This window comes from Marinococcus sp. LNHM4E3-1 (assembly GCF_056034405.1).
Window position 1 is genome coordinate 149513 of record NZ_JBQLID010000001.1, and the last position, 11863, is coordinate 161375.

An 11863-nucleotide genomic window follows, 5' to 3' on the forward strand; every position below is an offset into this window, starting at 1 on the left:
AAAAGGTAAGATGGTTGATGTATGGAAACCACTTCTTGGCTTGCACGCGCCTCCTGCGGCTTGCGAGGAAATGGTTGAAACAAAATAACAAAAGGAGGTCGACTGAATGGCTTTAACACCAGAGCGTAAATCAGAGTTGATCGAAGAGTACAAAACACATGAAGGCGACACCGGTTCCCCGGAAGTGCAGATCGCTATTTTGACGGAGCAGATCGTTTCGTTGAACGAACACCTGCGTGAGCATAAAAAGGACCACCATTCCCGCCGCGGGCTTTTAAAAATGGTTGGTAAGCGCCGTAACCTGTTAACGTACGTTCGTAACCAGGACATTACACGCTACCGCGACATCATTAATAAACTCGGCTTGCGCCGTTAAGAATGACTGGGAAGCGGGAGGTATCTCCCGCTTTTTCTCTTACCTAAAAACAACCATGTGCATAACGTATGCGGCTGTGCGGTATGAAATGATCCCTTACGCACATCTCACAAGCTTAGCGCGTAAGCAGGCGTGGCTTCCGCGCTAAGCTTGTGCGCACGAAAGGGCTTCCTCCCAGCAGGCAGTACCGGCGGGATGGAACATTTATACCCGGACAGTCAGACGTATACGTGAAAAAACGTATAGGAGGTCCTGAAATTTGGAACAAGAAAAGAAAACCTACTCGATTGAATGGGCGGGGCAGACGCTGACCGTCGAAACAGGGCACATAGCGAAACAGGCAAACGGAGCGGTCATGATCCGCTACGGAGACACCGTGGTGCTTTCCACCGTTACGGCTTCAAAGGAACCGAAGGATCTTCCGTTCTTCCCGCTGACGGTAAATTACGAAGAGCGGCTGTACGCGGCAGGGAAAATTCCCGGCGGCTTTATTAAACGCGAAGGACGGCCAAGCGAAACAGCGGTTTTAACGAGCCGTCTGATTGACCGGCCGATCCGCCCGCTTTTCCCGGACGGCTTCCGTAACGACGTGCAGGTCATCAACATGGTGATGAGCGTGGACCAGTCCGCTTCCCCGGAGATTGCGGCTATGGTCGGTTCGTCACTTGCCCTCTCCCTATCGGACATTCCGTTTTACGGCCCGGTTTCAGGTGCTGTTATCGGACGGGTCGACGGCGAATTTGTCGTCAATCCTTCGGAATCCGAAGCGGCGAGAAGCGACATTGAACTGACGGTTGCCGGTACGAAAGATGCCATCAACATGGTGGAAGCCGGAGCAGACGAAGTGCCGGAGGAAACAATGCTTGAAGGCATTATGTTCGGCCACGAAGAAATCAAGCGCCTGGTGGAGTTCCAGGAAGGCATCATCAGCGAGCTCGGCCAGGAGAAAATGGAAGTACAGCTGAAACAGACGGACAAAGATCTCGAAGAAACGATCCGCAGCCAGTTCCAGGACTCCGTGAAAGAAGCGGTCATGATTAACGACAAAAAAGAACGCGATGTGGCCATCCAGGAGCTGAAAACACAGATCTCCGAGCCGTATGAAGATGAGGAGCAGCACAGCGAAGTAAAAGATATCTTTGAAAAACTCGTTAAAGCGGAATTCCGCCGTCTGATCACCGAAGAGCATATCCGTCCGGACGGACGCGGCCCGGATGACATCCGCCAGCTCACGTCCGAGGTGGACATTCTGCCGCGAACGCACGGCTCCGGGCTGTTCACCCGCGGTCAGACGCAGGCGCTCAGCATCTGTACGCTTGGCGCTCTCGGAGAGGTGCAGATCATCGACGGCCTCGGCACCGAAACATCGAAGCGGTTTTTGCACCACTATAACTTCCCGAACTTCAGTGTCGGGGAAACCGGTCCGATCCGCGGGCCGGGTCGGCGGGAAATCGGCCACGGCGCTCTCGGCGAACGCGCCCTCGAAAAGGTTGTGCCTTCCGAGGAGGAATTCCCTTACACGATCCGCCTGGTGTCCGAAGTGCTTGAATCCAACGGCTCCACCTCCCAGGCGAGCATCTGCGCAAGTACGCTTGCTATGATGGACGCCGGTGTGCCGATCAAATCGCCGGTTGCCGGCATTGCGATGGGTCTTGTGAAAGAGGGCGACGACCTGGCCGTGTTAACCGACATCCAGGGCATGGAAGACGCCCTCGGCGACATGGACTTTAAAGTAGCAGGGACGGCAGACGGTGTAACGGCGCTGCAAATGGATATTAAACTCGCGGGCATTGACCGCGAAGTGCTTGAATTTGCTCTCAAACGGGCAAAAATCGCACGCATGAAAGTGCTCGAAAACATGCTTGCTACGATCAGCGAAACGCGCGGAGAGCTTTCCCCGTATGCGCCAAAAATTATGTCCATGCACATCAAACCGGATAAAATCCGTGACGTGATCGGCCCGAGCGGGAAAACGATCAATCAGATTATTGAAGATACCGGCGTAAAAATTGATATCGAGCAGGACGGCACGGTCTTTATTTCCTCGACCGAGCAGGATAAAAACGAGGAAGCGAAAAAAGTCATTGAAGATTTAATTCGTGAAGTAGAGCCCGGCGAGACGTATTTAGGAAAGGTCAAACGCGTCGAGAAGTTTGGCGCCTTCGTGGAGCTGTTTAAAGGAAAAGAAGGCCTTGTGCACATTTCCCAGCTGAACCATGAGCGCGTAAACAAAGTGGAAGACGTCGTTTCCATCGGGGACGAAGTCATGGTCAAAGTAACAGAAATAGACAATCAGGGACGGATTAACCTGTCGAGAAAAGCGTTGCTTGCAAAAGAAAGCTCCGACACACCTTCTCAGTAATCCGCTAATAGATCAGAAGGGACTTGGATTTCCAGGTCCTTTTTTTTATAAATACCGATAGAATAAAAGAAGGAGGACCAAGCAGATGGTGGAAACGAAATATCTTCCGAACGGAGTTCGGCTGGTCTCAGAGCACATTCCGCATGTACGTTCGTCCTCGCTCGGGCTGTGGATAGATGCAGGATCGAGGCAGGAACGGGCGGAGGAAAACGGGATGGCCCATTTTATTGAACATATGCTGTTTAAAGGGACATCTGAACGGAGTGCAGCAGACATTGCCGGCTACTTTGACCGCATCGGCGGGGAAATGGAAGCTTTTACGGCAAAGGACACCACCTGCCTGCAGGCCACTGTACTCGATGAACACGCGGAACAGACGGCCGAAGTGTTTGCCGATATGTTTTTTCATTCCCGTTTTAATCCGGAGGACGTGGAAAAAGAACGTAATGTGATTTTGGAGGAAATCAGCATGGTGGAGGACACGCCGGATGATATTATTCACGATATGCTCTGGCAGGCTTCCTACGGCAGCCATCCGCTGGCCCGCCCGATCCTCGGCACACGGCCGGTGCTCCGTGAGATAACCCGGGAGCGCCTGCTTGATTTTTTCCATGACCATTATACGCCGGAGCGCCTTGTTATTTCGGCTGCCGGTAATGTGAGCGGGGAGCTCCTTGCCTGCCTTGAGCGTTTATTTGACGGCTGGGGACACGGCCGCCGGGCGGAAAACCGGGAGGAAGCAGCCGTGTTTGTTCCGGGAAGAGAAGTAAGAAACAGGGAGACCGAACAGGCCCACCTGTGTCTGGGCTTTCCCGGCGTTTCCCGCTTTCATGAGCATTATTTTGCAGAGGTGCTCTGGAATAACCTGCTCGGTGGCTCAATGAGCAGCCGCCTGTTCCAGGAAGTCCGGGAGGACCGGGGTCTGGCATATTCCATCTTTTCTTCGTTTGAAGCCTTTGAACGTACTGGCTTTCATACGATTTACAGTGCAGCGGCGCCAGAACGGGTGGAGGAGCTGCTCGAAACAGTTGATGGGCTGTTTGAACGTTTATCCGCTGGAAATATTAAAGAAGCGGAAATTGAAAACCACCGGTCGCAGCTGAAATCGGCTTTTGTGCTGGGGCTGGAGTCGTCAGCGGCCCGCATGGCCCGGAACGCAAGAAACGAAATGCTGTTTGGCCGGCACCCCGGAATCGATGAGACCCTGGACAGGCTCAGCAGTGTGCAGCTCGAACACGTCGAAAAGCAGGGGATTGCGATGATGCGGACGCCGCCGAGCGCTTCGCTTATCCAGCCAAATGGCCATGTGCCGGAGCTATTGAAGAAAAACAGCTCCAATTTCAGTGTGAGCATCGAAGAATAAGCCATAATTGCCCTTTTCAGTGCTGACAAGTGTGGTAAAATAAAGCAAAGTTTGTTTTAATAAATGTGAAATGGATGAACCAGAAAGGGAGAATGAATATGTCTAACGAAACATATACTGTAGCGGTCGTAGGCGCAACCGGCGCCGTTGGCCAGCAGATGCTGAAAACTTTAGAAAATAAAAATTTCCCTGTCGGAGACCTGAAGCTTTTATCCTCGAGTCGCTCCGCCGGTAAAAAAATGACGTTCAAGGGTAAGGAATATACGATTGAGGAAGCAACACCGGAATCGTTTGAAGGCGTACAGATCGCCCTATTTTCCGCCGGCGGATCCATATCCAAGGCGCTGGCTCCGGAAGCAGTTAAACGGGGTGCGATTGTCGTCGACAACACGAGTGCCTACCGGATGGACCCGGATACGCCGCTTGTTGTGCCGGAAGTGAATGAAGAAGACCTGCACAGCCATAATGGTATTATCGCTAATCCAAACTGCTCGACAATCCAGATGGCGGTGGCGCTTGAGCCGATCCGTCAGAAATACGGGCTGAAAAAAGTGATTGTCTCCACGTATCAGGCTGTATCCGGTGCAGGGCTTGACGCGGTCGATGAAATGAACACCCAGTCGACAGCAGTACTGAACGGTGAAGAAGCAGAAGCAAACCTTATGCCTGTCAGCGGTGACAAAAAGCACTACCAGATCGCTTTCAATGCGATCCCGCAGATCGACAAATTCGAGGACAACGGCTATACGTTTGAAGAGATGAAAATGATCAATGAAACGAAAAAGATCCTTCATATGGACGATCTCCCGGTAGCAGCAACATGTGTACGCCTTCCAGTCGCTACAGGCCACTCGGAGTCGGTATATATTGAAACAGAAACCGGCAACCCGGATGTTAAAGAGCTGCAGCAGACACTGTCCGAAGGCGAAGGCATTACCCTTCAGGATGATCCGGCCAATCAGGTGTATCCAATGGCTGTTAACAGCGTTGGCCTGCCGGATGTATTTGTCGGCCGTATCCGGCGTGACCTTGACCGTGAAAACGCGTATCATTTCTGGGTCGTATCGGATAATCTCTTGAAAGGCGCCGCTTATAACTCGGTACAGATTGCCGAAAGCCTGATTCGCCTTAATTTAATCAAATAACCTGTGAGGGAGCCGGACCGATGAATATAATCGTTCAAAAATTTGGCGGTACGTCTGTAAAAACGAAGGAGCTGCGCGAGCAGGCCGCCGGCCATATCGAAGACGCAGTGCGTGAGGGCTATAAGGTGGTGGTGGTCGTTTCTGCCATGGGCCGGAGCGGGGATCCTTACGCCACCGACACCCTTCTCAGCCTGATTGATGAAAGCGCGCCGGGAGAAAGCGGAGCCGAACGCGACCTGCTGGTATCGTGCGGTGAAACCATATCCGCCGTTGTGTTTACGGAGCTTCTGCGCTCAAAGCAGCTGAAGGCCGCTGCACTAAACGGGGCGCAGGCCGGGTTTATTACCGACAGCAATCACGGCAACGCCAAAATCATTGATATGCGCACAGAAAAAGTGGAGCAGCTGCTTGCCACCCACGACGCTGTTGTTGTTACCGGCTTTCAGGGTGTCAGCGAGGACGGGATGGTTACGACGCTTGGACGCGGCGGCAGTGATACGTCAGCGACTGCGCTCGGCACAGCCTTAAAGGCCGAATGGGTGGACATTTTTACCGACGTTGAAGGCATGATGACGGCGGACCCGCGGGTCGTGGAGGACGCGAGGCTGCTTTCCACCGTCACCTATCAGGAAATCTGCAACATGGCGTATCAGGGTGCAAAGGTTATTCACCCACGTGCAGTTGAGATTGCGATGCAGGGGAAAGTCCCGATCCGTATCCGGTCGACGTCGACCAAGGAACCGGGTACGCTGATCACCTCCATGCTCGGCAGCGCCCCGGGCCGGGAGGTGGCTGAGCGCCTGATCACCGGGATCGCCCACATTCCGTCGCTCACCCAGATCAGTGTTGCGGCGGATCCGGCACAGGCAGAAGATATGCATGCCCGCGTGTTTCAGCGGATGGAGAGTCTCGGTTTGAGCGTGGATTTTATTAATATAGGGCTCGAAAGCGCCGTGTTCACCGTCCCCGACCCGCATGCAAAAATAGCGGTTGATGCTCTTGAAGAGGACGGCTGGAGCATTTCAGCGGTGCCTCACTGCGCTAAAGTCAGCGTTGTCGGAGCCGGTATGACTGGAGTGCCGGGTGTTGCTTCCAAAATTGTCACCGCGCTGTCAGAAGCCGGCGTACCGATTTTACAGTCGGCGGATTCGCATACGACCATCTGGGCGCTGGTGCGGGAGCAGGATACAGATAAAGCTGTGTCCGCCCTTCACCGCGTATTTGATCTTGGACGTGCCGGTGTACGTCCCCCATCTGTTTCCTAGTAAGCTGCAGAGGCTCATCACGATCCGCACCAATTCCCTGCAGATGAGAGAAAGGAGCCGACCTATGGCTTTTGGACAGTTACTTACAGCAATGGTTACACCTTTTCATGAAAATGGCGACATTCACTGGGAGCAAGTCGAACAGCTGACGGAGCATTTGATTGCGACAAAAAGCGACGGTGTCGTTGTAGCCGGCACCACCGGAGAATCCCCGACGCTCAGCAGTGAAGAGAAGCTGCAGCTGTTCCGACGGGTGAAAGACATTGCCGGCAGCCGGATGGATGTGATCGGCGGCGTCGGTACGAACAATACGGCGTACTCCGCCGACCTGGCGAACGAGGCAACCAAGATCGGCATTGACGGTCTGATGGCAGTGACCCCGTATTACAACAAACCGAACCAGGAAGGCATGTATCAGCACTTTCAGCGGATTGCCGCAGCCACGACGCTGCCCTTGATGATATATAATATTCCGGGGCGCTGCATCGTTAATCTGCTGCCGGAAACGCTGCTCCGGCTTGCGGAGATTTCCAACATTACGTCGGTGAAAGAGGCGTGCGGGAACCTTGATCAGATTTCGCACTTTCTGTCTTCCGCGCCGAAGGAGTTCCAGCTGTTCAGCGGCGATGATTCGCTGACGCTCCCGACGCTTTCGGTCGGCGGCGACGGCGTGGTATCTGTAGCGGCGCACATTGCCGGGGAGGATCTGCAGCAGATGATGACGGATTTCTTTTCCGGGAACGTGCAGCGGGCAGCGGAAGCGCACCGGACGCTCCTTCCGAAGATGCGGGCCTGCTTTATGGCCCCGAACCCGTCTCCGGTAAAGGCTATGCTTGAACAGATGGGCATTACCGGCCGCTACACCCGTCTGCCGCTCGTGCCGCTGACGGATGCCGAAATCCGCCAGCTTGAACAGTGGTTCACTGCCGCTTCCTAACGGTTATTTCTATCAGGACACCGCCAGCCCCGCTGCCGGTGTCCTGTTTTATATACATAAAAAATGCTGGAGAAATCGCCGGTGCCAGGCTGCTCAAAATGCCTGAGCGCAATAGTTTCTCTTGTATTTCAAAAACCGCCTGGGTTATACTGAGTATAAGTGATTTGTGCGGAAACCATTCACTCAAAGGGAAAAATGTTTCTTTTTGGGGCCGTAAATCGACGTCAGCAATAATTCATTTTTAATTTAGGAGGAAATATACTTTGGCCACACAAGCGAATGGTAACGTTCGTGTTTTTTCCCTTGGCGGTATCGGGGAAATCGGAAAAAATATGTACGTTATAGAATCAGAACAGGACATGATTGTCATAGACGCAGGACTAATGTTTCCAGAAGATGACATGCTCGGAATTGATATCGTCATTCCGGATATTTCATACTTAACACAGAACAAGGAAAAACTCCGCGGCATCTTTTTAACCCACGGACACGAAGACCATATCGGAGCTCTGACCTACATTCTCCGCCAGGTGCACGTGCCAATCTACGGCACCAAGCTTACGCTCGGCATCGTGGAGTCATACGTGAAAGAAAAAGGTCTCCGGAAGAAACCGGATTTCCGTGTGGTGCACGACAACAGTGTGATCCAGACCGGACAGCTGAAGACAAGCTTTTTCCGGACGAACCACAGCATCCCGGATTCGGTCGGCATGGTCGTGCAGACGCCGGAAGGTGTTATTGTCCATACCGGTGATTTCAAATTTGACCAGACGCCGGTGGACGGGCAGTACACGAGCCTTGATAAATTGACCGAGATCGGCAAAAAGGGCGTTCTCTGTCTGCTTTCCGACAGCATTAACGCGGAAGTGCCGGGTGTGAGTCCGTCTGAAGCGATTGCCGGAAACGGGATCATGGATATCTTTTTAGAAACCGAAGGACGTATCGTCATTACAACCTTTGCGACGAACATCCACCGCATTCAGCAGGTGATCCAGGCAGCGGAGGAAAGCGGCCGCAGGATTGCCGTTAACGGCCAGGCAATGGAAAAAACGATTGAAATTTCGCGCCGGCTCGGCTATCTCGATGCCGAAGACGACATTTTCATCACGACCGACCAGGTCGAGGACATGGACCCGAAAAAAGTAGCTATTTTATGCACGGGCAGTCAGGGCGAACCGGTCTCTGCACTGATGAATATGGCGAAGGGCGAGGATGATAATTTAACCATTGAAGAAGGCGATATGGTTATTATCGCCGCCAACCCGGTAGCCGGGAACGAAAAAACGGTGTCGCAGACGATCGATTTTCTTTACCAGATCGGAGCAGAGGTCGTTATGGGCGAAAATGTGCACTCCTCCGGCCACGCCCGTCAGGAAGAGCTCAAAATGATGCTGAACCTGGTGAAGCCGCAGTACTTTATTCCAGTGCACGGCGAGTACCGGATGCAATTTGTGCACGGGGAACTTGCGGAAGAAACCGGCATGGATCCAAACAACGTCTTTCTGCTTGATAAAGGGGAGGTCGTGGAATTCAGCAAAGGCAAAGCCGTAAAAACCGGCAAAGTACCGGCCGGCAACGTCTTAATTGACGGCCTCGGCATTGGCGATGTGGGCAACATTGTCCTCCGCGACCGCCGCCTGCTGTCCGAAGACGGCATTCTCGTCGTCGTCGTGACACTCAGCAAAAAATCCGGCACCATCGTAAGCGGTCCTGATATTATTTCCCGCGGCTTCGTTTACGTGCGCGAATCCGAAGAACTGATGGAAAAAGCGCATAAAAAAGTATCCGAAACGCTGGAAAAATCGATCAGCGAAAATGTAAGCGAATGGTCGACGCTCAAAAGCAGCATACGGGATTCCATGAGCCGTTTTCTGTTTGAAAAAACCAAACGGCGCCCGATGATTCTGCCGATTATTATGGAAATTTAAAAGCACGCGAAAAGCTTGCCATGACACACCCCTGCATTAGCCAGTTTGGCGGGCAGGGGGTGTTTTATTGAATAGAGTTTTTTTCGGGGAGAAAGGAGCCAAACCATGGCAAAAACGGCGAAGCGGAAGAAAAAACGAACCTCGTCGAACAGAAGCAGGCAGCCGGCGTTTTCATGGCCGGCGCTTGCGGCAGCACTGCTCGCCCTCATATCGCTCGGCGGCTGGGGGTGGGCCGGCCAGCTGCTGCGCTCCGGTTCCCAGTGGCTCACTGGAGACCTCTGGTGGATATTGAACCTGTTTATACTCGCTTTTTCCACGGTCTGGATGATCAACCGGAACATCGTGAAGCAATTTCCGGTGCGGTGGACAGGCGGCGCCCTTCTTTTCCTTGGGGTGCTCCTCTTTACGGAGGTTCGCTGGGCTTCGGGTCTCAATGAGCCGGCGATTTCTGTTTTTATGGAAACGTTCGGCCGTGACGGCTGGCTCGACCGCTCCGGAGCAGCCTCTATCGGAGGCGGCACGATCGGGGCTCTTATCTACGATGCTGTTCATTTTCTGATCGGGACAGCCGGAGCTTATATTGTGTCCGTGCTTCTCATGATCGCAGGACTTTTTTTACTTATGCAGTGGTCTTTTCAACATACAATGCAGACAGGCGGAGCATGGGTGGCCCGTACCTCCAGACAGGGAGCGGCTCAGGCGGTCGAAAAAGGAAAACAGCGCCGGGCGGAACGAAAAAAGCAAAAAGAAGCCCGGGAAAAAGAAACACCGGCCCAGGCTGCGCCGAAGCAGAAGGAGACGCCTGAAGCACCTGTGGAAAAGCCGAAGGAAGGCGCAGAAAAGCCGAAAATCTTCTCGTTTACCGAACAGGCTTACCAGGAGCCGCCGGCGGCCAAAGAGGCACCGAAGCCCGAGGAGCCCGCGCGAAAAAAAGAAACGCCGGCGCCGGAGGCAGTCGAGGCTCCGGCCGAAGCCGGACCCGACGTGGACCGCTCGGATATGCTGAGCGTCACCGAGGGGGAAACGGAGAACAAAAATTATCAGCTGCCGGCCCTTACGATGCTCTCAGCACCGAAAAATCAGAACCAGCAGCAGGAGCGTTCGCAGATTTCAGCTAACGCTAAAAAGCTCGAGGAAACCCTGCAGAGCTTCGGGGTGAAGGCGAACGTCTCGGAGGTGCATTTAGGGCCTGCGGTAACCAAATACGAAATCCAGCCGGCCGTTGGGGTGAAGGTCAGCAAGATTGTGAACCTCTCCGATGATATCGCGCTCGCGCTCGCGGCACGGGACATCCGGATTGAAGCGCCGATTCCGGGCAAATCCGCCGTCGGCATTGAAGTACCGAACCAGGAGGTGGCGATGGTGACGCTCCGGGAGGTGCTCGAGTCGCTTGAGAAAAAGGACGACCATGTGCTTGATGTCGCGCTCGGCCGGGACATTTCCGGCGAACCGATTCTTGCCTCCCTGCATAAAATGCCGCACCTGCTTGTCGCCGGGGCGACGGGAAGCGGAAAAAGTGTCTGCATCAACGGCATCATTACGAGTATCCTGATGCGCGCGCGTCCGCATGAAGTGAAGCTGTTGATGATTGACCCAAAAATGGTGGAGCTGAACGTGTATAATGGTATCCCCCATCTGATGGCTCCGGTCGTTACTGAACCGAAGAAGGCAGCCCAGGCGCTGAAAAAAGTAGTGGCCGAAATGGAACGCCGCTACGATCTGTTTTCGCACACCGGTACGAGAAACCTTGAAGGCTACAACGAATGGATCCGGAAGCAGAACGATAAAGGCGGGGCCAAGCAGCCCGAGCTTCCGTACATTGTCGTTATTGTCGACGAACTTGCCGACCTGATGATGGTGGCCTCGAGTGAGGTGGAGGATGCGATTACGCGTCTCGCCCAGATGGCACGTGCTGCCGGCATTCATATGATTATCGCGACCCAGCGTCCGTCCGTGGACGTCATTACCGGGGTTATCAAAGCGAACATTCCGTCGCGGATTGCGTTCGGGGTATCGAGCCAGACGGACTCCCGGACGATTCTTGACAGCGGCGGAGCGGAAAAGCTGGTCGGCAAAGGCGATATGCTGTTTTCCCCGATCGGCTCCAACAAATCGACCCGGGTGCAGGGGGCGTTTGTGTCCGACCATGAAGTGGAACAGGTGGTAGAGGCTGTTGTTGCCCAGCAGAAAGCCAAGTACCAGGAGGAAATGATTCCCGACGAGCAGCCGGCGCAGGCCGAACGGCCGAGCGACGAGCTGTTTGACGAAGCGGTGGATATGATTCTGCAGATGCAGAGTGCATCGGTATCGATGCTGCAGCGCCGGTTCCGCATCGGCTACACGCGGGCAGCCCGCCTGATTGATGAAATGGAAGACCGCGGCATTGTCGGGCCGTACGGCGGCAGCAAGCCGCGTGAAGTGCTCGGCGATACCCGCGGCGGAAGCGGCGAACCTGCCGAAGAAAAGGAAGATACGCACCATAGTTGA

At 53.9% G+C, this 11863-nt stretch carries 8 protein-coding genes; all 8 read left to right on the top strand.

Features of this window, described 5'->3' with window-relative positions; translation table 11 throughout:
- The first annotated feature begins 106 nt into the window (after positions 1-106).
- The 8 genes from rpsO (at position 107) to ACTRXI_RS00810 (ending at position 11863) form a co-directional block, all read left to right on the top strand.
- The gene (gene rpsO, locus ACTRXI_RS00775; protein ID WP_022792814.1) at positions 107-376 is read left to right on the top strand and encodes a 30S ribosomal protein S15; all 270 of its coding nucleotides are present in this window, start codon (positions 107-109) and stop codon (positions 374-376) included.
- A gap of 259 nt (positions 377-635) precedes the next feature.
- Positions 636-2738 (top strand): polyribonucleotide nucleotidyltransferase, encoded by a 2103-nt coding sequence (locus ACTRXI_RS00780; RefSeq protein WP_474260557.1) that lies wholly within the window; start codon positions 636-638, stop codon positions 2736-2738.
- Between the two features lie 85 nt (positions 2739-2823).
- Positions 2824-4101 (top strand): M16 family metallopeptidase, encoded by a 1278-nt coding sequence (locus ACTRXI_RS00785; protein ID WP_474260559.1) that lies wholly within the window; start codon positions 2824-2826, stop codon positions 4099-4101.
- 98 nt (positions 4102-4199) lie between these two features.
- Entirely contained in the window at positions 4200-5246 is a 1047-nt protein-coding gene (gene asd / locus ACTRXI_RS00790) for an aspartate-semialdehyde dehydrogenase (RefSeq protein WP_474260561.1), read from the top strand.
- 20 nt (positions 5247-5266) lie between these two features.
- Positions 5267-6511 (top strand): aspartate kinase, encoded by a 1245-nt coding sequence (gene dapG, locus ACTRXI_RS00795; RefSeq protein ID WP_474260563.1) that lies wholly within the window; start codon positions 5267-5269, stop codon positions 6509-6511.
- A gap of 64 nt (positions 6512-6575) precedes the next feature.
- Positions 6576-7448, top strand: coding sequence for a 4-hydroxy-tetrahydrodipicolinate synthase (gene dapA / locus ACTRXI_RS00800; protein WP_474260565.1), 873 nt, complete (start codon positions 6576-6578; stop codon positions 7446-7448).
- Positions 7449-7711: 263 nt separating this feature from the next.
- Complete coding sequence (locus ACTRXI_RS00805) at positions 7712-9376, top strand: ribonuclease J (RefSeq protein ID WP_474260567.1); 1665 nt, start codon at positions 7712-7714, stop codon at positions 9374-9376.
- A gap of 105 nt (positions 9377-9481) precedes the next feature.
- Positions 9482-11863 (top strand): DNA translocase FtsK, encoded by a 2382-nt coding sequence (locus ACTRXI_RS00810; protein ID WP_474260568.1) that lies wholly within the window; start codon positions 9482-9484, stop codon positions 11861-11863.

What these genes read in the sequence shown, in the direction of transcription:
- rpsO (WP_022792814.1), top strand. Translation starts at nt 107, where the DNA reads ATGGCTTTAACACCAGAGCGTAAATCAGAGTTGATCGAAGAGTACAAA.
- ACTRXI_RS00785 (WP_474260559.1), top strand. Translation starts at nt 2,824, where the DNA reads ATGGTGGAAACGAAATATCTTCCGAACGGAGTTCGGCTGGTCTCAGAG.
- asd (WP_474260561.1), top strand. Translation starts at nt 4,200, where the DNA reads ATGTCTAACGAAACATATACTGTAGCGGTCGTAGGCGCAACCGGCGCC.
- dapG (WP_474260563.1), top strand. Translation starts at nt 5,267, where the DNA reads ATGAATATAATCGTTCAAAAATTTGGCGGTACGTCTGTAAAAACGAAG.
- dapA (WP_474260565.1), top strand. Translation starts at nt 6,576, where the DNA reads ATGGCTTTTGGACAGTTACTTACAGCAATGGTTACACCTTTTCATGAA.
- ACTRXI_RS00810 (WP_474260568.1), top strand. Translation starts at nt 9,482, where the DNA reads ATGGCAAAAACGGCGAAGCGGAAGAAAAAACGAACCTCGTCGAACAGA.